The organism is Mycobacterium pinniadriaticum, assembly GCF_026242045.1.
In the GTDB taxonomy this organism is placed as follows: Bacteria; Actinomycetota; Actinomycetes; order Mycobacteriales; family Mycobacteriaceae; genus Mycobacterium; species Mycobacterium pinniadriaticum.
The window spans coordinates 1-20,307 of the sequence record NZ_JAPJDO010000064.1 but is presented as its reverse complement, the minus strand read 5'-3'; the positions used below and the strand labels follow the sequence as shown (position 1 = coordinate 20,307).

Below are 20,307 nucleotides of genomic sequence, written 5' to 3'. Positions count from 1 at the left end.
CGCTCGACACTCATGCCGGGCTCATCCGGTACATCGAAGCGGCGGGCCTCTAGCGACGGCTACCGGCCCGCCGCTTCACCCTGCCCCTTGACAAAATGCACCCCATATCAGATCTCGGGGCGGACGTCGAAACGGTCGAAGTAGAAGGCGAACCGGGAGCGCAACTCGTCGGGTTCGACGCCGAAGTGCCGTTTCAGGTCATAGGGGATGCGCCCCTTGACGCCGCGTCGGTTGCCGTCGATATAGGTTTGGAAGCGCTTGACCACCTTGGCCGGGATGTCGATACCTGCGCGTTCGTAGAACTCGTTGAGCACCGGCATCTCATTGCCGTTGAGGTGATGGAATCCGATGTCGACGCTGCGCTCGGCCGGCACCAGTTCCCGGTCGCGCACACAGGCACGCAGCAGGCGGTGGATCCGGTCACTCCAGTACTCGACCAACCAGTCGGGGTCGATGCTGGTGCGGCGCAATCGATCCGAATAGGCCATCATCGTGATGGCGGACTGGACCACCGCGACGGGGTCGCGATGGGTGAAGGCCACGGTGGCGTCGGGGAAGGTGGCCATCAGAGGTCCGAGTTGCTCGGCGTGCTGCGGCGACTTGAGCACCCAGGTCCGCGGACCGCGCAGGAACGTCAACGCCTGCAAGACTGTCCGCAGATAGGCGTAGTGGCGGATGTGGTCGAGCCCGAGATAGAAGTCCCGCCAGCCGGGGACGCGGGCATGCCATTCCAGCACGTAGCCGGCCATGTCGAGGTCGAGCAGCTCGACCTCCTCCTCGATCGCTTCGGGGAACCGGTCGTGCATGGCCGCCACATACGGAGTGCTTGCCATCAGAGCCTCGTGCTCGGTCTTGACCCGCGCGTAGCGGGGATCGATGCCGTCCACGTCGGGGCCCTGTCCCCGCGCGGGGATCGGGTCCTCGCTCTCCCAGTAGGGCAGTGCCCGTCGCCGGGGGTCTTCGGCGATCAGGTTCACCAGGTGCGTCGTTCCGGACCGGGGCATACCGACAACGATCAGCGGCGCTTCGATCGGGATCGACTCGATCTCGGGATAGCGCTTGATCAGGTCGACTAGCGACAGCCGATTTCGCAGCTTGCGAACGACCCTGGCGCGCAGCGTGCTCCGGCTGAGTTGACGAAGACCGGTGTCGGACTCGATGGCGGCCACGTGCGCCGTCAGCCGGCCGATGAACCCGTCGTCGTCGGCCAGGTCGTCGGCCCCGGCCGCGGCCACCGCCTCGCTGAGCATCGCCTCGATATCGAAGGTCACCGGGCGGGATTCGGTGTAGTCGAGGATCTGTCGCTGGGTGTCGGTCAGCACCGGGGCCGTCAGGTCGTCGAGGTTCAGGGTCTCCATTGATGACCGCGTCGCCATGTCTTGTTCCTGTCGAATATTCGACGTACTGTTCGGCAATATGACGCTCAACGTAGACCCTGCCAAGACGGCGGGTCAAGCGTCCTCGCCGCCGACCGAGCGGGTCATCGACGTGATGGAGATGCTCGGCGCCGATCCCGGCCGGCAGTTCTCACTGGCCGAGATCTCGCGGCGCCTCGACATCAGCAGGGCCACCGGGCACGCCATCCTGGCCACACTCGTCGCACGCGAGTGGGTGACCCGCGACCCCCGGTCGGCGAAGTACGCGTGGGGACCGGCGATCGCCAGCCTGGCCAAACCCGCCGACCTGTTCCGCGGTGAACTGGAGGACCTGGCGGCGGCCACCGGCACCCAGGTCTATCTGGCCCGGCGCGAGGCCAACAGTGTGGTGATCATCGACCTCGCCGGTGAGAGCCTGACCGCGCCGAGGATCGGGCGGGGGACCAGGACGCCACTCGTCGCGCCGTTCGGGCGGGATTACGTGGCGTGGTCGAGTCCGCAAGCGCAACAGGCCTGGCTGGAAGCGATCGGCCGGCCCAGCGATGCGCTGCGTACACGAATTTCGGCTGTGCTCAATGAAACTCGTAAACGCGGGTTCGTCGTGGAGCGGCTCACCCGGGAGTACCTTCGGGTGTATTCAGCGTTGCAGGCGCTATCCGGCGACGGGGAAGTGGATGCGATCACCGCCCAGTTGGCCCGCGCCTTCGCCGACCTCAGCGTGATCGACGTGCTGCCGGCAGAGCTGGGCAGGGGCGCCACCCACAACATCGCCACGGTCTCCGCGCCGATCACCGGAGCCGACGGCTCGGTGACCATGTCGGTCACCGCCGCGCCGTTCACCACCCTGGATTCGCGGGCGATCATCCGCCTGGGCGAGCGGGTCCGCAGTTCCGCGGCGGCCATCGGTGAGCGGTTGAGCCGCTACCGCGACCAGGCCTGAGGCCAGCGTGGGAAGCAGCGCTTGTCGATCCGGCCGTGCACACCCTGGCGCTGGTCGACGACCTGGGTGACGGTGAAGTCCACCGCCACCGACATGAACGAGTACGCGTCGGCGCGAGACAGCCCGAAGTGGCTTTCCAACAGGTGCAGTGTGCGCAGCGTCGCGCACTTCATCGCCGCGTCGAGGCTGTCGCCGAAACCGTGCACGAGCAGCTCGGTCGAGGTCTCCAGCACCGGGACCGTGAACGGCAGATCACGGCGAACCGTCAACCGCAGCAACCCGTTCAGCGACGACTCCAACGCCGTGCCGCTGACCTCCCCGTCGCCCTGCGAGACGTGCGGATCGCCGACCGACAGCAGCGCGCCGGGGACCTGGACGGGGTAGTACATCCGGCCGCCGGTGCCGATGCGCCAGTTGTCGACATTGCCGCCGTGGTCACCCGGCGGCACCGAGGAGACCCGCACCGGCTCGGCGGGCGCCACCCCCATGGTGCCGAAGTGCGGCCGCAGGGGCACCACGACTCCGGGCAGCGCCGGTTGGCGCGCGGCGGGATCGGGCGCGACGATGGTGCCGGGTTCGTCGGCCAGCGGGGTGGCGGTCCAGTCGTAGCCGAACAACGCCCGGCCCAGCAACGCCTCGACGTCCAGTTCGAAGACGGTGACCCGTTCGACCGGAATCTCGTTGTACAGGAAGCCCCAATGGCCGGCGAGGTTCGATCCGTAGGGCAGCCGAGGGGAGGCCTCGAGGATGTCCACCTGCAGCACGTCGCCCGGCCGCGCCCCGGTGACGGCGATCGGCCCGGTGAGGATGTGCGGTCCCGGCCCGCGATCGTCGACCTCGGCGAATAGCTGCGAAATGCGTTCATCCATCAATAGATCGGGAGCGTCGCCGGCGTGATGGGTCAGCGTCTCGATCGCCACCAGGTCACCGGAATCGACGGTCAGCGCGGCCCCTTGCCGCGGGTCGAAGTAACCCCAGTGCACCGTCTGCGCCGTTGCCGGGAGGTGGTGCACGGTCATAAGGGTCAGATCATGCCAGCGCGCGACGCGTCTGTCGCAGCGAGCAAACGTCATCCCGCCGGCGGGCCCGGTGCCGGGATAATGGCTGCCATGAGCGTCTCGGTCCTGGTGTGGGTGGTTACGTGCGTGGTGATTCTCGGGTTGTTCGTGTTCGACTTCTTCGCCCACGTACGGGTGCCGCACGAGCCGACGTTCTCCGAATCGGCCATTTGGTCGTCGGTGTACATCGGCCTGGCGGTGGTGTTCGGGTTCGTCGTCTGGTGGCTGTGGGGCGGACAGTTCGCCGGTGAGTACTTCGCCGGCTACGTCACCGAGAAGGCCCTGAGCATCGACAACCTGTTCGTGTTCACCGTGATCATGGGGACCTTTGCGGTGCCGCGGGAGTTCCAGCAGAAACTGCTGCTGATCGGCATCGTACTGGCGCTGGTGATGCGCGCGGGGTTCATTGCTGTCGGCGCCGCGGCCATCAGCGCGTACAGCTGGGTGTTCTACCTCTTCGGAATCTTCCTGGTGCTCACCGCCGTCAAGCTCGCCCGTGAGGCCGGCCACGAGACGGAGGTCGAGGAGAAGCGGGACAGTCGGATCATCGCCCTGGTGCGCCGGTTCGTCCCGACCACCGAGGACTACGACCGGGACAGGTTCCTCACCAAGGTCGACGGCAGGCGGGCGGTCACCCCGATGTTGCTGGCGCTCATCGCAATCGGGTTCACCGACGTCTTGTTCGCCTTGGACTCCATCCCGGCGATCTACGGGTTGACCCAGGAGCCCTACATCGTGTTCACCGCCAACGCCTTTGCGTTGATGGGCCTGCGACAGCTGTACTTTCTGATCGGTGGTCTGCTGGACCGGCTAATCTACCTGTCCTACGGGCTATCCCTGATTCTGGCGTTCATCGGGGTCAAGCTCGTACTGCACGCGCTGCACGAGAACAGCCTGCCGTTCATCAACGGCGGCCAGCACGTCGCGGTGCCGGAGATCTCGACCGGGGTGTCGATCGGCGTGATCGGCGTGGTGCTGTTGGTGACCACGCTGGCCAGCCTCGCCAGGACCAGGGGCCGGGCGAAGCTGACCTGATCGCCGATCTCAGTGCCAGTCGCGAAAGGCGGCCAGCAGCTTGGTGCGGAATTCCGAATCGAGGTGCTCGGCGCCGATCTTGCCGACCGTGTCGATGGTGACCTGAAACTGCTGCAGGTAGTTGGCGCAGCCGTCACAGTCCAGCAGATGCAGGTCGAAACGTGCCCTCGTCGACAGGTCGAGCGATCCGTCGAGGTAGGCGGTGACCAGTTCGACCAACTCGTTGCAGTCCAGTTCGTCGCCGCTCACCGCGCCTCCCTCAGGTAGTCCTCGAGCGCCTGTCTGATGGCCGCGCGCCCACGATGCAGCAGAACGCGCTGGTTTGCCACCGATAGGTCCAGCAGTTCGCAGACCTCAGCGGAATCGAAACCCAACATGTCGCGCAGCGCCACCACGGTCCGTTGGCGGTCGGGCAGCTTGTCCAGTTCGCGACGAGCAAGCGCAAGGAACTCCGAGCCAAGAACCGAGCCTTCGGGGGTGTCGGGAAACGGGGCCGGCGCACGTTGATCTTTCCAGTGTCCGGGCCAGTCGGGGTCACTGGCGGGCCGGAATCTCCCCGGATCGACCGTACCGCCGCCGAAGGCCGCGACCTCGACCTCGGCGATGCGCTGATCACGGATGCCGCGCGTTTTGGCGATGTTGATCATCACGGTGAAAAGCCAAGTGCGCAGCGAGGATCGGCCCTCGAACTTGTCGATACCCTTGACCAGGGCGATCCAGGTTTCCTGGACTACTTCTTCGGCGGACTCGTTGGTCCGGACGTATCCGCGCGCCACCCGCAGGAGCGCTGGGGTGTAGCGGTCGACCAGGCCGGCGAACGCCGACTCGTCGCCGGCCCGCAGGGCGGCGACCAACTGCGACTCGTCGTCTTCCGTCCCGATCATCGAGACGAAATACTAGCCGCTCAGCGGTATTCCGGATTGGCGAAATCATAGCGGCAGCCTGCGTCCCAGCCCGATCGGAGGTTGCCGTACGCGGGTATCCCGTCGCGGAGCATCCAGGCCATATGCAGCAGGTTCCACGTCATGAACGTGGTGTTGCGATTGGTGAAGTCGTTCTCGGGTCCCCCCGAGCCCGGGTCGAGGTAGGACGGTCCCGGGCCCGCCTCGCCGATCCAGCCGGCGTCGGCCTGCGGCGGGATCGTGTACCCGATGTGCTGCAGGGTGTACAGGACGTTCTGCGCGCAGTGCTTGACCCCATCCTCGTTGCCGGTGATCAGACACCCGCCGACCCGGCCGTAATACAGGTACTGGCCGGCATCGTTGAGCAGGTGCGAACCTCCGTAGAGCCGTTCGTGCACGCGTTTCATCACCGAGCTGTTGTCGCCGAGCCAGATCGGGCCGGCGAGCACCAAAATATTTGCGGCGAGGACCTTTTCGAATATCGCCGGCCAGTCGTCGGTGGCCCAGCCGTGCTCGCGCATGTCGGGCCACACGCCGGTGGCGATGTCGTGGTCGATCGCACGCACCACCTGGACCGCCACGCCGTGCTTGGCCATGATCGACGCGCTGATGTCGATCAGGCCCTGGGTATTGCTCGGCTCGGGCGAACGCTTGAGGGTGCAGTTGATGAACAGCGCACGCAGACCCGTGAAGTCATGCTCAGGCTCGGTCATCGGCATTCTCCTTCCCTGGCGCCCTGCTGTAGTGGGTTCCCCCGACTGAACCGTTACGCGTCGATGCGCACGTAACGCTGAGAGGGAACAGCCGCACCACTCGGTCGTAGGAAATCCACTCCAGAAAGGTTTCGCGATGACCGCTATCCAAGCACCGGCCCTCCACCGGATCGATTCGGTGCTGCTCAGATTCGGCGCGCTGGCGGCACGCTACGGCCTGGTGATCGTGATCGCCTGGATCGGAGCGTTGAAGTTCACCGGGTACGAAGCACGGGGGATTGAGCCACTGGTCGCGAATAGTCCGTTCATGAGCTGGCTGTACGGCATCTTCGCGGTGAGCACGTTCTCGGCGATCCTGGGCGTCGTCGAGTTGGCCACGGCGCTGCTGCTCGCCGTCAAACCGTGGTGGCCGCGACTGTCGCTGGCCGGCAGCATCGCGGCGATCGGGCTGTTCGTCGCCACGATCAGCTTCCTGTTCACCACACCCGGTGTCGGGGAGGAGTCCGCGGGTGGCTTTCCGGCGTTGTCGTCGACGGGTCAGTTCCTGATCAAGGACGTCGCTCTGCTCGGCATCGCGATCTGGACGGCGGGGGACGCGCTGCGCGCCGTCCGCCGCGGCTGACGCCAGCGGCGATTGGTGAAGGACCGGCTGGTGTTCGTGTCCTTACGTTCGACCGGTGTCCAGGTCACCGCAAATTGTCGAGCCTGGTGCGCAACATCGTTGCAAGACGCTCTGTTTGCCGGTCGTCGAAACCTATCTCGCCACACCTGTCCGGCCAAGCAACGGCGGTGTCGATGATCGCGTCGATCATGTTGGCTATGGCGCGGGTTCGTATACCGAGTCGGGTGCCGGCGTCGATGAAATCGGCGCGCGTGAGGCGGTTCGCCCGGCCATATAAGTCGAGCGCCATGGGATCGTTCCATCCTGCGTACGGCTGAGTGCACAGTAAGTCGTAGGCGGGGGTCGGTTGCCATACTCCGTCTGGGTTGTAGATCGACATGTTCTTTCCATGTAGATCCCCGTTCCCGATGAGCCAGCTGAACACAACAACTTTCAGCAGCTCGAGGAGTGCTATCACTCGTGACCCGCCGCCTCGTCCGCAGGCATCGGAGAGCGTTGTGAGCGCGGTTTCTGTCTTGATGCGGTACTTCGACGCCGGATACAGGCCGGCCACCTGGCAGGCGTCCTCTTGTGGAATACGTCTTCCCTCAACCCGGTCAAATCGGCTCACCAGTAGAGCGCTGTGCCCCTGGGCATCGTGTAGCAATGCTGTGGCGGCGGCCCGTAGTCCGCACGCCGACGCCATCCGCATGAAGAAATGCTCGTTCTCGACGAGGAGTGGGTACTGCGCGGGGTTCAGTTTGAGGATGGCGGGACCTGCGCGGGTCTGAGTCGGAGTCGACAACATCGCCGCGCTGACTTTGGGTTGGACGCCTGCCAAGCCGACGGGATCGGCATGGACAGAACCTGTCAGCTTCGCAAAGACCGCGCGAAAGTCGGTGTCTCGCGCCGGCTCGAACAGCGGTAGTGGCTGGACGGGCTCCACTCCGGCGGGAAACACACGAATATTTCCGATGGTGTCGGCGCCGATCGCAAGCAGCAATGTCAGATGGTCATCCGCCGAGGTCTTCATCGAACTCGTGACGACACCGAGGCGCACCCCTTCGGGCAAGAGTCCGGCGAAAAAGGGTGGAACCGCACCGCCCGTGGTGATGACCGGGTATTCGCCGGACCGAAGTAATGACCAGGAAACCGACTGATCTCGTACGGAACCTTCGACATTCTCGTGGGCGACGTAGTCGAAGTGAACGGCGTCGCCGCGTTCGCGCGTCAGGTGGGCTGCGAGCATCTCGCCGATGTAGACATCGGCTTCGGCGACCTCGCGCATATCGAGGTCAAGAGAGTTCGTCATTCGACGGTTGAACTCACATCGAGCCGTAAGCCGAGCACGTTGGCTATCTCGACAACTGACCCGATCTTGGTTGCGCCAGTGCCCGCCTCTAGCGTCTGAACGCTGTAGCGCGACACTCCAGCCAGGTCGGCCAGTGTTTCCTGGGTGAGTCGCAGAGTCAGCCTACGGTCGATAAAGGCTTGGCTTATGCCTGCTAATTCAGGCATAACGCCCTCGCGTTGTGGGCTCGTGCGCCTTGGACGTGCCATGACTCTCCTTATGCCTGATAAATCATGCATAAGCCAGGATGGGCCCTCGACGGGGACGCCGTCAAGCTCTTACGCCTGATTTTTCCAGCATAAAGCCGGTGCCCCAGACTCCGGTCGGAGGAGGGGGCACCTCAGCTGCTAGATGTACCCAGATCCTCGATGAGCAGCGAGACCAGAGACTCCTCGTGCACGGCTACCCCCGTCCTGGCCATTGCCGAGGCCAACGCGGGATCCCACGTTGTCTTCACCGCATTCCCGACGAGTGGTAGACCCGAGCGACACTTGCGAACGGCATCGATGTAGTCCCGCTCGGCGAGCCGCCACGGTAGTGCTCCGGCATCAATGATCCGGGAGGCAATGGCGATCCCGGGCCAATCAAAGTCGCCGTGATAGCGAAGCGCGACGCGGTCGGCCAGTAGATGTCCGGCCACCGATGGGTTACCGCTGAAGCAGACCAGGGGTCGATCGATGAACGCATCAGCGATGCGTTGCAACACTTGTGGGTTCTCGCAGGCACTCACCATGGTTCCGGGATTCACCAGGGGCGCGGTAATTGCTGAAAGCTCCCGGATTGTCAAGTGGGTGACGAGTCCGAGATCAGCGCGCATGCGCATCATCGCCGACCACGGGTCGTCGCCCGGAGGGCGCAGCGCCCACGTGATCACCGTCCCCGAGATCGTGTCGACGGCGACGCCCACCGACTCCCACATCAGCATTCGCTCACGCGGAGATGTCGGTTCTTTCGTATCGGTGGCGAAGCTAAGCGCCCGTAGCGCCAGTCGACCAGCCAACCGGTCGCCATCCAGCGCGTGCGCGTCTCCAGCGATCTCGGACGCCAATTCGCCCAGCACGCGGGTGTGCGTAACCGGTTGGATGAACACCGTTGCAATCGCGCGTGCCGCAATCTCGAATTGACCCGCACCTCGGTCAGGGCCGGCTCGAACCAGAAGCCCAGAAGTATGAAGCCACGAAATCCAATCGCGGGTCCATGGATAAGCGCTGAGGCCGTTGCGCGCCGCGATGTCCTCGACGTGCGCCCACAGCGAGATCGCGATCTCTGCTTGAAGTCTTCTTTCGGATTGCCGATCGCGCAACGGTGTCCCGGTGAGTTCGGCCACGACGGCGATCAGCCCGCGCCTGGCGGAGCTCATCAGCAGCGCGTTTTCGACATCGGCCAGCGAGATGGTGCGCGCGCCAGGCTGAATCTGTCGACCGAGTAAGCCGGACAACCGCTCCGCGCCGTCCGGGTCAAGATCGAGGCGAATCGAGCCGGCGATTGCATGTCCGTTACGTTCCAGCCGATCTCGCATCCGCAGCCAAATCGGCATCAAGCTGGGGTCAGACAAATATTCGCGTGATGGAGGCGGGAGAGTCACGGCGCACTCACCGCGTGAATATGCCGACGCTTGCCATCCCAATGAACGCGCGTCGCAATCGCCGCGCTGTCGCCCATCCGGCGGATCTCGTAAATATCCAGTTCGGGAACTTCTGGGACCGTGCCCCAGAGCGCATGACCGGTCATGACGAAATCGATGTCGAATCGCACTAGCAGACCCAACAATTCGCCGATGGTGCGATCATCGATCTTTGCGAACGCGTCGTCGAGCAACACCAAGCGCAGGGCTCCATCGGGCTCGGGCAAGCTGCTGAGATAACCGTCTGCTGCTGCAAAAAGCGTGACGTAGGAAACAAATCTGGTCTCACCTTGCGAAATCTTGGCACGCCTCGAGATTCGGCGCTGCTGATTTGGTGCCGGTCCAACAATGGTGACCTCGACGTCGTGCCACATGCGGTAATCCAACGCTTCGGCCAAGTGCGAGGCGTAGCCGGCCGTCGGGTCTAAAGCATGACGGCCTTCCACGCGCATGCGGAGCAGGGTGATGAGTTCGTCGTTGTCCTCCGCCGAGCGAACAGCGTCGGCTATCGAGACCAGATGCATGACGCGCGCTAGCTCGGTCTGTTCCTTATTGAGCAGCCATCCGATGCGAACGCCGATACCATGACTTGTCTCTATCGACGACAGGCTGCGGTTCATCGCTTGAACCAGATTGCTGGCCTGGTTGATTCGCCGTCTGAGTTCGTCGGCTACACCGCCAAGGACGAATGCAGTGAACACGTCCCGCTCTCGCGCGCTCAACGCTTGTCTGCCCTCGTCGACACGACGCTCCAAGTAGGTCAATACCGCTGTCGGCTCGTGGCGATCTTCGGCGCCTTCTATCCGGATCGAATATGCGTCGTGCTCGAACTCTGCGATCACATCGAGCTGGCCCGAGGTGTCGGCTTGGAAGCGCTGCAAAGCATGCTGGAGTTGTGTCACGCTGAGCGACTTGCTCACTCCGATCGACGACAGCGCAGATCTGGCATTAGCCGAAACTGACTCCGCATCGCCCACGATCGCAAACCGGTCGATCGGTGTGGTGGTTGCTGCCTGCGCTAGCCCGGGCAGAGCCAGCTGCGCGTTGAACCGATTCGCGTGATCGGTGAGCGTGTCACGGAGGGCAGTCGCGGTCGATTCTTCGACGGCGTCGCGCTTCTCGACGCCGCCGATCTCAGTCCGTAGCTCGTCGAGCGCCTTGGTGACGTTAATCAATTCGCGGCTTGCATCTCTCTGCGCTGACTCCGTGCGGCCCAGTTCTTCGGTCAGCTCGCCCAATGGCACGTCGAGCACCGCGTGTTGAGCAGCCAGTCTTGCTGCGGCTTCCAGCCAGGTGGACCGATGCGCTTCAGCATCGGACTCCGCAGCCTTTCGCGCGTCGGTCAAATCATCGAAGTCCCTGGCCGCGCGACTTGCTTTCTTGACGGCGCCCGTAGCGGCCCGGCAATCGGTGACCAGACGCCGGCATCCGTCGCTCGCAGACCGACAATGGGCGATGGTGGTGCGCAACTCAGTAGCGGTAATCGGCAAGTCGAGACTGCCGCAAAATTCTTTGTGGCGTTCGAATTCGGCAGCCCACGTGTTGCGTTCTTGCGTAGCAGTGTCGGCGGCTCGGCGAGCCGACGCTTCCGAGGCGGCAGCTCGGTCGACCAAAGTCGCGGCTGTCGCACGCGCCTCGATCAGTGCAGCTGACCTGGGCGCCGTCGCCAGGTGGTCCGCCAGTTGCTGGATGGCGGCGTCGATCATTTCTCGACTGGCCGCTCGCTGCCGGGCCCGTTCGGCCAGTTCTTCCAGGCGGTGTGAAATCTGCTCGCGACGGGCCGCCCGCGCGGCCGCTCTCGCAGCGGCACCGATGTGGCGTGCCTCGGCAATGACATATCGCCCTGACAGTGCCCCATTGCGCCAGTTTCCGTCGGTGTCGATCGACGTCACGGCATCTGGATCCGCGTATCCGATAGACCGCAGGACTGCGTCCACGATTTCTGCTGGTACTTCGGAGGCGGGGTCGCGTTTCAGCACGTGAGTCAGAGGTCGGCTCACTTCAATACGCCCTGGTCGCAGAAGAACTTCGCCGTCTTCGGTGTGGACCGAGCCGTCGGCTTGCACCGTTGCGGTCAAGATACTCGAAGCAAGCAGGGCCGATTCCAGTGCCGCTCGATCGCCTAGTGGCACTTCCGGTAGGAAATCGACCGTCTGCCAGAAAGGGATCCCGCGTTGAACGCTGTGCCAGGGCGCAGTCGGTGGAGCGGGATCGCGGGCCGCGTCGAGGTCATCACGTTCGGCGGTGAGTGCTGCATGTTCACTCTGGTCGTTCGCGTCCTCGGCATCGAGGTTGTTGATCCCAACGGTGTGTGCGTCGAAGAATGGCTTGGCGGTTCTGCTTGGCAGGAGGTTGAGCAGGTCCAGGTAGTCGACGATAGTGGGATCGTCGCCGCTGAGTGCCTCGATATCGGCCAGCAGGACGCGCATGGTGGCGTCCTGCTCCCAGGATGCTGCGGGCATCAGCTCCTGTGTGTCCGAGCATGAAATCCACTGCCGCCAAGATTGATTCAATGCAATGGCGGTGTCGTCACGCTGGACCACGGAGGCCTCCGCGGATTCGCGATCCTGTTCAGCCAGTGCGGTGGCGCTCTCGGCCGCTGCCTCGAGATTTCGCACTGATTCAAACGCTTTGTCGAGGCGGCGAGCTTCCTGTTCTCGTCGCTCTGCTTGATTCCTACGTTGTTGTACCTCAGCCTCGTACCTTTCCGATACCGTCTGTACCGGTTCGAGATCGCTTGGCTGCAGGGCGGCCCTGGCTGCAGTCGGACGTCGAATGGTCTGGGGTTCGCCATCGAGAGTGGTCATCACGATCGCGTGTTCGATGACGCCGATCGAGTCGGAGTAGTAGATAGCAGCAGGAAGATCAGGATGTGCTACACCGCTGCCTGCCAACGCCGCCGATGCCGAGATGAGGGTGTCGCCCGCGGACCGGACTGCTTCGCGTAGCTCGTCGTACCGTTCGTGCATTCTGTTGGCGGCGTCTGCCTCGCCGCGGCGCGCGGATTGAGCCGATGCCAAGGTGGTTTCTGCAAGTGACCTGAGTGCCGCGACGGCATCGTCGCGTTGTTTGAGATCGTCTGCCTGTTTGAAGAGCTCGTGCTCTTTCAGCGCGGTGATGGCGGCATCGAGCTCCGCCGACTCGTCTTGGAGTGACTTCTGGCGAGTCTGCTTTTCGTCGCGTTGACGCATCAACTCCTGCAGCGAAACCCGCAGCTCCTCGCGGCGCCGGTCGGACTGGACGACGGCATCCGCCGCACTGATGGCATTCTTTGCGCTGGCGGTGAGAACCGTTGCCGCATAGGACCGATAGGCCGAATGGAATGTGCGGACCTGCTCGAGAGTGCTCGCGAGTCTCTCCTGGGCAAGCCGGGTTTCCGTCAGGTTGTCGAGGCGCTCGCCGGCGTCCTGCAGCGTCTGCTCACTCAGTGGTGGCAGCGCATTCGAAATGAGTTGAGGTAAATTGCCTTCGTCAATTCGGTTGCCGACGTCTGGAGACCTCAGCGTGTGCATCAGTTGAATGAGACCAGAGTACCGGTCGCGACCTGATTCGCCGCGCAGTCCAAACACTTTGTTCCGCACGGCCTCTCGATGCCCCTCGGCGTCAGTCAGGTTATGGGCCCCGACCAAGTCGCCTAGTGCGTCACGAGTGAGTGGGGTTCGGTTTCCTTCGATCAGGCGGAGATCATGTCCAACGCGCAACGGCGTGTTGAAGAATTGAACATCGCTACGATGCGCTGAAGCGCTGTACTTGACGTGAGCACCAAGTGTCAGGTACTCCGAACCGCGAACGAGCTCGATCCACAGATATCCGGCTCGGTTGGTCTGTTCTCGCGCCCCTGTCCGCATAAGCTCGTCGAGGCTCACCTTGTTGGAACCGGTCGCATCCATTCGGCGTCGATCGGCATCGAGGAGGTACGGCAGCAACATCTCAAGGGCGCGAGACTTTCCGGACCCATTGGCGCCGCGAAGGATGAGCCGTCCGCCGCCGATCTGAAATTCGGTTTCGTAGTAGTGCCAGACGTTGACGACACCGGCGCGGCTCAGCCGCCAGCGCTGATCAAAGTGCTTCACGGTCTGACCTGGGCTCACGACGGACCCATGCCGGTGATCGGCTTCTGCGTGATGTTCGGGCGATATCGCGCTGCAGCCGGGGATACCGTCATACCTGCGTCACCGACGTCGGCAAGCGCAAGAGCTCCGAGAAGCGCTACGACATCGCGTCGTAGCGTGGATGTGCCATCGGCGTAGTCCGCCTTCCATGAACGGCCGTGTGCGGCGACGAGCTGCTGCAAGACGGAATCCAATTCGTCCCACGCGACGTAGAGGTTGGCTGAGTTGCTTTCGGCGCGGCCGATCAATGTACCAAGCAGTAGCAGGGCGGCTTGTTTGAGACTTCCGCTGCCAGGAAACTCGATGTCCGTCAGGGAGCCTTGTGCATCGTAAGCGAGAACCCCCTCTGCCCGGACCTCGACGGTGAGACCGAAGTTCTCCTCCAGTTGTCGAGTGACCTCCGTTCGCTCCCGGGAGAGAACGTCGAGTTCTCCCGCGGACAGGTTGCGACGATCAACCACTGGATCCTCCACGAGCCGGCGGCGCAGGCGTCGCCGTGGCTGTTCTGGCGCGGTGGTGAGGATGGTGGCAGGGTCGGCAGTGGGCCCCAAACCGCGTGATAGCAGATGTGGCAACATCGGCCTGGAAACAGTCAGCAGCGCTTCGGTTCCGGAGCCCTCGGCCCACTGCGATATCGATCCGTCGGTTTCTGTGACGACGCCCCAGTCCATCAGGATGGTGATCGCCGCCACCAGTCGCCGGCGGTCGGATATGTTGTCCGTCAGGATGATCCCGTTGTCGGCCGCATCGGACCGAACCTGGCTCACCAGATGGGACAGCAGCACTTGCTCGCCAAGCCCAGGGGCGAGTAGCGCCGCGCAGATCAGAGCCAACGCAGTGTACTGAGAAGCCCCGAAAGGGATTTCGCCGCGTCGCATCAAAGGGCGATGTGGAGCCGTCGATTCGAGCGGGGTCTTCGCGAGGCGTGCGAAAGAAGATTCGACCGTCAGTGTGTAACCAAGCTGGCTCGTGAACATGGCTTTCAACGCCGGCGCGTGCAGACGAATCTTCGCCAGCGTTTCGGGCGAGCGCGCCGACGTGACGATCGGTGTCAGCAACAAGGCCCGCGCCGCCTCCCGCTGTTCTGCCATATCTTGTGCGCGCGTGCCAACCGTACTCACAACGCGAACCGATCTGAGGAGTCAGCGCTCTCGTGCGACGTGACCGTTAGCCGATAATCGAATACGGTCAGCGAACCGTCACTCGATGTAACCGAAGTGCAATCGCCTGGCTCGGCTCGCAGAACGATCCCGAGATCCTGGTTGTTGACTTCCCACGCCGCGCCAGACTCGTATTGCAGGGCTAGTAGCCGGGCCAGTTCATCGAGTAGGAGGTCGCGTGCCGCGGGAGAGAGCGTTGCACCATCAAGGGAGTTGGTCATACGCAATTCGAGTGCGGCTGCCGCGTTGCGATCGGCCTCCTCCTGGGCTGCCGACTCGATCATTCGGCGATCTGACGTTTGGTCGGGTACGCGGGAGCTACGGCCGCGCAACGAGCGGTCGCCGCGCTCGCGCAGGGATATCGGCACGTCGATCGGATCAGTCTCAAGCCAAGAGCTGGTCGGATGGGCCCGGGGATCAGGTTCGTCAGGTCCCATGAGCAGATGACGGGAAGGGTAGGCGCCGAAGGTCCCATCGAACAGGCGGTGAGCGAGCTCATCGGAGGCCGTATCGAACCATGTTGCCAGGCGGAGAAAGTCGGCGCGGCGCGAGTAGCCAGTCGTCGATGCATCGAGCATGCGCTTCGCATTGGCCAGGAGCTGTCCGAGTGCCGCCCCGGCTGCAGCCCGAAGTTGTGCCGGACCCGAATCGGTTCCCGCATCGGTGTACCAGCGATGAAGTTCTTCCCACTCCGTGCGTGTTCGTCCGCTGGATCGTTCCACCTGGACACCTGGGCCGAGATTGAGACTTTGAACGCCGCCGAGGATTTCGAGCATCTGGTCAAGCTTGGCGATCACAGTTTCTAGGCTGGTCGCGATGATCGGGGAGTGTCGATTGACATCGGCGGTGATGAGATCGATGTAGTCGAGCAGCAGACTCTTGAATTCGGCGTACTCGCCGGCTGCGAGGTCGAAGCGACTCAGCACGCCCGAGAGGTATGCGTAGAAATCGGTCACGCTGGCGGTAAACAGTCGTTGGTTGTTGAAGATCGTGGTGACGATTCCCGCGAGCTGATCTGCGTGCTTTGCGGTTGGTGATTGTCTGACCAACGGCGGTATCTGTCCGAGAAGCTCTGCGATTTGGCCCAAAAGCTCCCGCGCCACCTCCCGGGCGCCATCCGAGGCCGCCATTATCTCGAGGGCGCTGCGGTGCACGCGACCGCCGAGGCTGGTGACCTGGAAACGCGATCGAGCCCGAAGATAGTCGGCCACGGTGTTCACTCGGGCATCCCGCAACGACGGGACGAGGTTGCCCCACCTCACCAGCTGCTTGCACCGGGCTTCTACGAGATCGGTGTCGAGGGCATAGCCGACGGTCCGCAATTGCTCAGTCACTGTTGTCGCCGACATGTCGGCAAGCAATGACGAAGTGAACCTCGTCATGATGGCGACATAGTCAACCCGTTCATCAGCCGAGAGGTAGCGGAACAAGTCGATGTGATGTGGTGAGTCGTCCTCAACTTGTGCCACGCGAACACCCCTTACCGGCGATGGGGACAAGGGTATCGGGGCAGCACGGCAACTGTCGGCGCAAGTAGGACAAGTAGGAATAGAGTGTCTGAGAGGGGAGCCGAAAGGCCGGGAGCGCGCTACGAGTGCGCAAGGGCAGGCCAACCAGCATTGGCATCGACCTGGTGGACCTTCGGAACGAACTCACCCAAGGACGCGGCGCCCAAGCTGACGATTGCCCCTCCGAGAATCATCCCGCCGGCGACATCAGTGAAAGTATGTGCCTCGACATACACCGCGAGGAACGCGACGAACACAACAGCAGTCACCGCGAGAATTCCTAGCACAGCTTTCGCAGCCCGGCCGCAGCCGGCAGCGAGGCACACCGCGACCATCCCGAACAGCGCAGCACTACCCGTTACATGACCAGACGGGAATGAATGCGCGAAGGAATCCAGCGGCCTGTGTTGTAGCGCCGCGACGGTCGTAGAAGTCCGCGTAACCAACATCTTGAAGGTCTGCTCCACCAAAACGCCGACGCCGACCGAACCGACCACAAGAACAATCGGGATCACCGAACGTGCTCGCAACGAGAGCAGCCCCCCGAAAACCACTGCAGCGCTAGCGACGTAACCAGGCGTGCCGAGCAAACGGAAGCTACCGTTTGCGTCCACCCGCCACCGTGGGGATCTGTGCGCGCCGAACCACGTCTCGACGGACGTATCCAGCTGTGTCAACCAGTCTGCATTGATGCCGGCCGCGAATGCCGCCAAGAGGGTGAACAACCCGGCGGAGAGCAGGACCAATGCCAATCGCCCGCGGATGAAGAACGCGTAGGCCCCGAGTAGCACGGCTAGGGCAGTCAGGGCGATCGGTGCGATGTCAAACAGTGTTGCACAGCGACGTGGCGGATGACGGTTGGTCGATAAGGTCCATCGCGCTGACCGTCGCCGACGTGTCCACAGCCCCGGTTGGCCATCGCTGGAAGCAGCGAAAAACAGCATCTAGCTTCGTCGATGTGTTTGGCTAGGTTGTGTCCGAGGGGGGACTTGAACCCCCACGCCCGTTAATAGGGCACTAGCACCTCAAGCTAGCGCGTCTGCCATTCCGCCACTCGGACCCGCAATGGGCGCTTAAGGCTATCGGATCAGGGACCCGACTCCCAAACCACGTCTGTCAGGCCACCGGCAGTCGCCCCGCGATCTGGCCGGCGATCGTGCTCGCCGCGGTTGTCGGCCCGTCCAGGCTGCACGCCTCCACGTCCACCGCGACGTTGCTGTGCACCGTCAGCGCCCGCTGGCAGGCCCACCGTTGCGGACCCTGCTGCACCCGGGACACCGCCAGGACGTCATGGTCGGTGCTGGTCTGGCCAACCGACCAGACCTGCGGCGGTCCGATCGGCTGGGCATAGTTCAGTTCCCGGTTCGAGCAGGCCGCCCAGCCGCGTTGCGATGCGGTGAAGAAGTCCGCAGCGGCCTGCGCGGTCGGGAATGTCACCACGGCCTGCACCGCATAGTGCGACCACCGCGGCGCGCTCGGCGGCTCCCGCAGCACCTGGCCGTGCACGGCCGTGGACCCGCTGCCCGCGTAGACGCCCTGCTGTGCGGCGCCGGCGATGGCAAGGCAGTTCGTGTCGGCGAAGTGGGCGCTGTCGTTCCAGGCCTTGCCGACATCGGTGGTGACCACGACGTCATCACTGGCCAGCGCGGCACCGACGTCGGGGGCCGACAACAGCAGGGCGGGCAGGGCGTCAGGACTGGTCAGCGGCGCCTGCTGAGCGGGCATCGCGGCGCCCGCCGTGATCGCCGAGCAGCCGCTGAGCGATAGGCACAAGGCTGCGGCGATCACAGGAAGGCGGGGGGTCACCGGTAAATCAAACCCCAAAACGGCGTGTTGCGCGAGTGGTTCCTGGGAAACCTGTGGTAAAAGCGCACCTCCGCGCTCACGGGGTGGCGGCACCAATGGTAGGAAAGGGGACTGTGACAGAACCCGTCGACGAGGTGGTCGATCTCGTCAGCGCCCTGATCCGGTTCGACACGTCCAACACCGGTGAGTTGGCCACCACCAAGGGCGAGGCGGAGTGCGCCCTGTGGGTCGCCGAGCAGCTGTCGGCGGTCGGTTACACATGCGAGTACGTCGAATCCGGGGCGCCGGGCCGGGGCAACGTCTTCGTCCGCCTCGCCGGGGCCGACCCCACCCGCGGGGCGCTGCTGATTCACGGCCACCTCGACGTCGTCCCCGCCGAACCGGCCGACTGGAGCGTGCATCCGTTCTCCGGGGCGGTCACCGACGGTTACGTCTGGGGGCGCGGCGCGATCGACATGAAAGACATGTGCGGCATGATGATCGCGGTCGCCAGGGGCTTCAAGCGGGCCGGTATCGTCCCGCCCCGTGACCTGGTCTTCGCCTTCGTGGCCGACGAGGAACACGGCGGCACCTACGGGTCGCAGTGGCTGGTGGACAACCGGCCCGACCTGTTCGAGGGCATCACCGAGGCCATCGGCGAGGTGGGCGGCTTCTCGCTCACGGTGCCGCACCGCGACGGCGGCGACCGCCGGCTCTACCTGATCGAGACCGCCGAGAAAGGCCTGTCCTGGATACGGCTGACCGCGCGCGGCCGGGCCGGCCACGGCTCGATGGTGCATGACGACAACGCCGTCACCGCCGTTGCCGAGGCCGTCGCCCGCCTGGGGCGTCACCAATTCCCGCTGGTGCTCACCGATTCGGTCGAGCAGTTCCTCACCGCGATCGCCGAGGAGACCGGGTACAGCTTCGATCCCGCCTCCCCGGATCTGGAGGGCGCCATCGCCAAACTCGGCGGTATCGCCCGCATCGTCGGCGCGACGCTGCGCGACACGGCCAACCCCACCATGCTCAAGGCCGGATACAAGGCCAACGTCATCCCGCAGACCGCCGAGGCGGTGATCGACTGCCGGGTGCTGCCTGGGCGCAAGGAGGCCTTCGAGCGGGAGATCGACGAGCTGATCGGTCCCGATGTCACCCGGTCCTGGGAGCGTGACCTGCCGCCGTATGAGACGACGTTCGACGGCGACCTCGTCGACGCGATGAACGACGCGCTGTTGGCCGTCGATCCCGAGGCTCGTACCGTGCCGTACATGCTGTCCGGCGGAACCGATGCGAAAGCGTTTGCCCGCCTTGGTATTCGGTGCTTCGGCTTCATTCCGCTGCGGCTGCCGCCGGAGCTGGACTTCGCGGCGCTGTTCCACGGCGTCGACGAGCGGGTGCCCGTGGACGCGCTGCACTTCGGCACCCGGGTGCTCGAGCACTTCTTGAAGAACTGCTGAGACGACAACGAAAGGAAGCCCATCTCATGGCATTTCCCTACAACCCGTACGACTTCCTGCCCAAGCTGCCCGGTTTCACGCTGACGAGCACCGACATCACCGACGGTCAGCCGCTGAACAACGCCCAGGTGAGCGGCATCATGGGCGCCGGAGGACAGGACGTCTCGCCACAGCTGAGCTGGTCGGGCTTCCCGGAGGAGACCCGCAGTTTCGCCGTCACCGTCTACGACCCGGATGCTCCCACCGCGTCGGGCTTCTGGCACTGGGCGGTGGCCAACCTGCCGGCCACCGTGACCGAACTGCCCTCCGGTGTCGGTGACGGCTCGGTGTTGCCGGGCGACGCGCTGACCCTGGTGAACGACGCCGGTATTCGCCGCTTCCTCGGCGCCGCTCCGCCGGCCGGCCACGGCTACCACCGTTACTACGTGGCCGTGCACGCGGTGAAGGTGGAGAAGCTCGAACTCTCCGAGGACGCCAGCCCGGCCTACCTCGGCTTCAACCTGTTCATGAACTCCATTGCCCGCGCGGTCATTCACGGCACCTACGAGCAGAACTGACCACACTCTCTTTTCGCGAGCAGCTGTCTGGGGGGCTGCGCCCGGTGGTGGAGGATGAAAATTTGGCCGTGGTGTTCGGCCTGGTGAGGTGCTTGCGTCGCAGACGGGCGGGGTCAACCATGAAG

General features: G+C 64.0%; 18 protein-coding genes and 1 tRNA gene. 5 read left to right on the top strand and 14 right to left on the bottom strand.

Annotation, left to right across the window (positions count from 1 at the left end):
* Positions 1–107 precede the first annotated feature (107 nt).
* On the bottom strand, positions 108–1,376 hold the full coding sequence (locus ORI27_RS31615; RefSeq protein WP_266001165.1) for a sulfotransferase family protein: 1,269 nt from the start codon (positions 1,374–1,376) through the stop codon (positions 108–110).
* 40 nt (positions 1,377–1,416) lie between these two features.
* Between ORI27_RS31615 and ORI27_RS31610 the strand changes: the two genes are divergently transcribed.
* Positions 1,417–2,316, top strand: a complete 900-nt coding sequence (locus ORI27_RS31610) for an IclR family transcriptional regulator (protein ID WP_266001164.1) — start codon at positions 1,417–1,419, stop codon at positions 2,314–2,316.
* On the opposite strand, the gene ORI27_RS31605 is transcribed toward ORI27_RS31610, so the two are convergent.
* Positions 2,298–3,335, bottom strand: a complete 1,038-nt coding sequence (locus ORI27_RS31605; RefSeq protein ID WP_266001163.1) for an acetamidase/formamidase family protein — start codon at positions 3,333–3,335, stop codon at positions 2,298–2,300. The two genes, ORI27_RS31610 and ORI27_RS31605, sit on opposite strands and share 19 nt — an antisense overlap.
* Positions 3,336–3,425: 90 nt before the next feature.
* Between ORI27_RS31605 and ORI27_RS31600 the strand changes: the two genes are divergently transcribed.
* Positions 3,426–4,409, top strand: a complete 984-nt coding sequence (locus ORI27_RS31600; RefSeq protein ID WP_266001161.1) for a TerC family protein — start codon at positions 3,426–3,428, stop codon at positions 4,407–4,409.
* 9 nt (positions 4,410–4,418) lie between these two features.
* Here ORI27_RS31600 and ORI27_RS31595 read toward each other — a convergent pair whose 3' ends face one another.
* The 3 genes from ORI27_RS31595 to ORI27_RS31585 are packed head-to-tail and all read right to left on the bottom strand — an operon-like array spanning position 4,419 to position 6,030.
* On the bottom strand, positions 4,419–4,658 hold the full coding sequence (locus tag ORI27_RS31595) for an anti-sigma factor family protein (RefSeq protein ID WP_266001160.1): 240 nt from the start codon (positions 4,656–4,658) through the stop codon (positions 4,419–4,421).
* Positions 4,655–5,293 carry an RNA polymerase sigma factor gene (locus ORI27_RS31590; RefSeq protein WP_266001159.1) on the bottom strand — a complete coding sequence of 213 codons (639 nt, stop codon included), beginning with the start codon at positions 5,291–5,293 and terminating at the stop codon, positions 4,655–4,657. The genes ORI27_RS31595 and ORI27_RS31590 overlap by 4 nt, the downstream gene beginning before the upstream one ends.
* 20 nt (positions 5,294–5,313) lie before the next feature.
* The gene (locus ORI27_RS31585; RefSeq protein ID WP_266001158.1) at positions 5,314–6,030 is read right to left on the bottom strand and encodes a flavodoxin family protein; all 717 of its coding nucleotides are present in this window, start codon (positions 6,028–6,030) and stop codon (positions 5,314–5,316) included.
* 130 nt (positions 6,031–6,160) lie between these two features.
* Between ORI27_RS31585 and ORI27_RS31580 the strand changes: the two genes are divergently transcribed.
* Positions 6,161–6,646: a YkgB family protein gene (locus ORI27_RS31580; RefSeq protein WP_266001157.1), complete on the top strand. Its 486-nt coding sequence runs from the start codon at positions 6,161–6,163 to the stop codon at positions 6,644–6,646.
* Between the two features lie 64 nt (positions 6,647–6,710).
* On the opposite strand, the gene ORI27_RS31575 is transcribed toward ORI27_RS31580, so the two are convergent.
* The 9 genes from ORI27_RS31575 to ORI27_RS31535 form a co-directional block, all read right to left on the bottom strand.
* Positions 6,711–7,937 (bottom strand): type II toxin-antitoxin system HipA family toxin, encoded by a 1,227-nt coding sequence (locus ORI27_RS31575; protein ID WP_266001156.1) that lies wholly within the window; start codon positions 7,935–7,937, stop codon positions 6,711–6,713.
* A complete protein-coding gene (locus tag ORI27_RS31570; protein WP_266001166.1) occupies positions 7,934–8,143 on the bottom strand; it encodes a helix-turn-helix domain-containing protein in 210 nt (69 codons plus the stop codon). The genes ORI27_RS31575 and ORI27_RS31570 overlap by 4 nt, the downstream gene beginning before the upstream one ends.
* 173 nt (positions 8,144–8,316) lie before the next feature.
* Positions 8,317–9,513 (bottom strand): TIGR02679 family protein, encoded by a 1,197-nt coding sequence (locus ORI27_RS31565; RefSeq protein WP_266001155.1) that lies wholly within the window; start codon positions 9,511–9,513, stop codon positions 8,317–8,319.
* 44 nt (positions 9,514–9,557) lie between these two features.
* Positions 9,558–13,673 (bottom strand): TIGR02680 family protein, encoded by a 4,116-nt coding sequence (locus tag ORI27_RS31560; RefSeq protein ID WP_266001154.1) that lies wholly within the window; start codon positions 13,671–13,673, stop codon positions 9,558–9,560.
* A 14-nt stretch (positions 13,674–13,687) separates the two neighbouring features.
* Positions 13,688–14,803: a TIGR02678 family protein gene (locus ORI27_RS31555; protein WP_266074052.1), complete on the bottom strand. Its 1,116-nt coding sequence runs from the start codon at positions 14,801–14,803 to the stop codon at positions 13,688–13,690.
* Between the two features lie 26 nt (positions 14,804–14,829).
* Positions 14,830–16,302, bottom strand: a complete 1,473-nt coding sequence (locus ORI27_RS31550) for a TIGR02677 family protein (RefSeq protein ID WP_266001151.1) — start codon at positions 16,300–16,302, stop codon at positions 14,830–14,832.
* Positions 16,303–16,460: 158 nt separating this feature from the next.
* Complete coding sequence (locus ORI27_RS31545) at positions 16,461–17,324, bottom strand: phosphatase PAP2 family protein (RefSeq protein WP_266001150.1); 864 nt, start codon at positions 17,322–17,324, stop codon at positions 16,461–16,463.
* Positions 17,325–17,354: 30 nt separating this feature from the next.
* A tRNA-Leu gene (locus ORI27_RS31540) sits at positions 17,355–17,440 on the bottom strand.
* Positions 17,441–17,496: 56 nt separating this feature from the next.
* Positions 17,497–18,186 (bottom strand): sensor domain-containing protein, encoded by a 690-nt coding sequence (locus tag ORI27_RS31535; RefSeq protein WP_266001148.1) that lies wholly within the window; start codon positions 18,184–18,186, stop codon positions 17,497–17,499.
* 95 nt (positions 18,187–18,281) lie between these two features.
* On the opposite strand from ORI27_RS31535, the gene ORI27_RS31530 reads away from it, so the two are divergent.
* Positions 18,282–19,625, top strand: a complete 1,344-nt coding sequence (locus tag ORI27_RS31530) for a M20/M25/M40 family metallo-hydrolase (RefSeq protein WP_266001147.1) — start codon at positions 18,282–18,284, stop codon at positions 19,623–19,625.
* Between the two features lie 26 nt (positions 19,626–19,651).
* A complete protein-coding gene (locus tag ORI27_RS31525) occupies positions 19,652–20,182 on the top strand; it encodes a YbhB/YbcL family Raf kinase inhibitor-like protein (RefSeq protein WP_266001146.1) in 531 nt (176 codons plus the stop codon).
* The last annotated feature ends 125 nt before the right edge of the window (positions 20,183–20,307 follow it).

Excerpts from the sequence above, each read along its gene's own strand:
- ORI27_RS31615 (WP_266001165.1), bottom strand. The coding sequence starts at position 1,376 with ATGGCGACGCGGTCATCAATGGAGACCCTGAACCTCGACGACCTGACG.
- ORI27_RS31610 (WP_266001164.1), top strand. The coding sequence starts at position 1,417 with ATGACGCTCAACGTAGACCCTGCCAAGACGGCGGGTCAAGCGTCCTCG.
- ORI27_RS31605 (WP_266001163.1), bottom strand. The coding sequence starts at position 3,335 with ATGACCGTGCACCACCTCCCGGCAACGGCGCAGACGGTGCACTGGGGT.
- ORI27_RS31600 (WP_266001161.1), top strand. The coding sequence starts at position 3,426 with ATGAGCGTCTCGGTCCTGGTGTGGGTGGTTACGTGCGTGGTGATTCTC.
- ORI27_RS31590 (WP_266001159.1), bottom strand. The coding sequence starts at position 5,293 with ATGATCGGGACGGAAGACGACGAGTCGCAGTTGGTCGCCGCCCTGCGG.
- ORI27_RS31585 (WP_266001158.1), bottom strand. The coding sequence starts at position 6,030 with ATGCCGATGACCGAGCCTGAGCATGACTTCACGGGTCTGCGTGCGCTG.
- ORI27_RS31580 (WP_266001157.1), top strand. The coding sequence starts at position 6,161 with ATGACCGCTATCCAAGCACCGGCCCTCCACCGGATCGATTCGGTGCTG.
- ORI27_RS31575 (WP_266001156.1), bottom strand. The coding sequence starts at position 7,937 with ATGACGAACTCTCTTGACCTCGATATGCGCGAGGTCGCCGAAGCCGAT.
- ORI27_RS31570 (WP_266001166.1), bottom strand. The coding sequence starts at position 8,143 with ATGCCTGAATTAGCAGGCATAAGCCAAGCCTTTATCGACCGTAGGCTG.
- ORI27_RS31565 (WP_266001155.1), bottom strand. The coding sequence starts at position 9,513 with ATGCCGATTTGGCTGCGGATGCGAGATCGGCTGGAACGTAACGGACAT.
- ORI27_RS31555 (WP_266074052.1), bottom strand. The coding sequence starts at position 14,803 with ATGGCAGAACAGCGGGAGGCGGCGCGGGCCTTGTTGCTGACACCGATC.
- ORI27_RS31545 (WP_266001150.1), bottom strand. The coding sequence starts at position 17,324 with ATGCTGTTTTTCGCTGCTTCCAGCGATGGCCAACCGGGGCTGTGGACA.
- ORI27_RS31530 (WP_266001147.1), top strand. The coding sequence starts at position 18,282 with ATGGTAGGAAAGGGGACTGTGACAGAACCCGTCGACGAGGTGGTCGAT.
- ORI27_RS31525 (WP_266001146.1), top strand. The coding sequence starts at position 19,652 with ATGGCATTTCCCTACAACCCGTACGACTTCCTGCCCAAGCTGCCCGGT.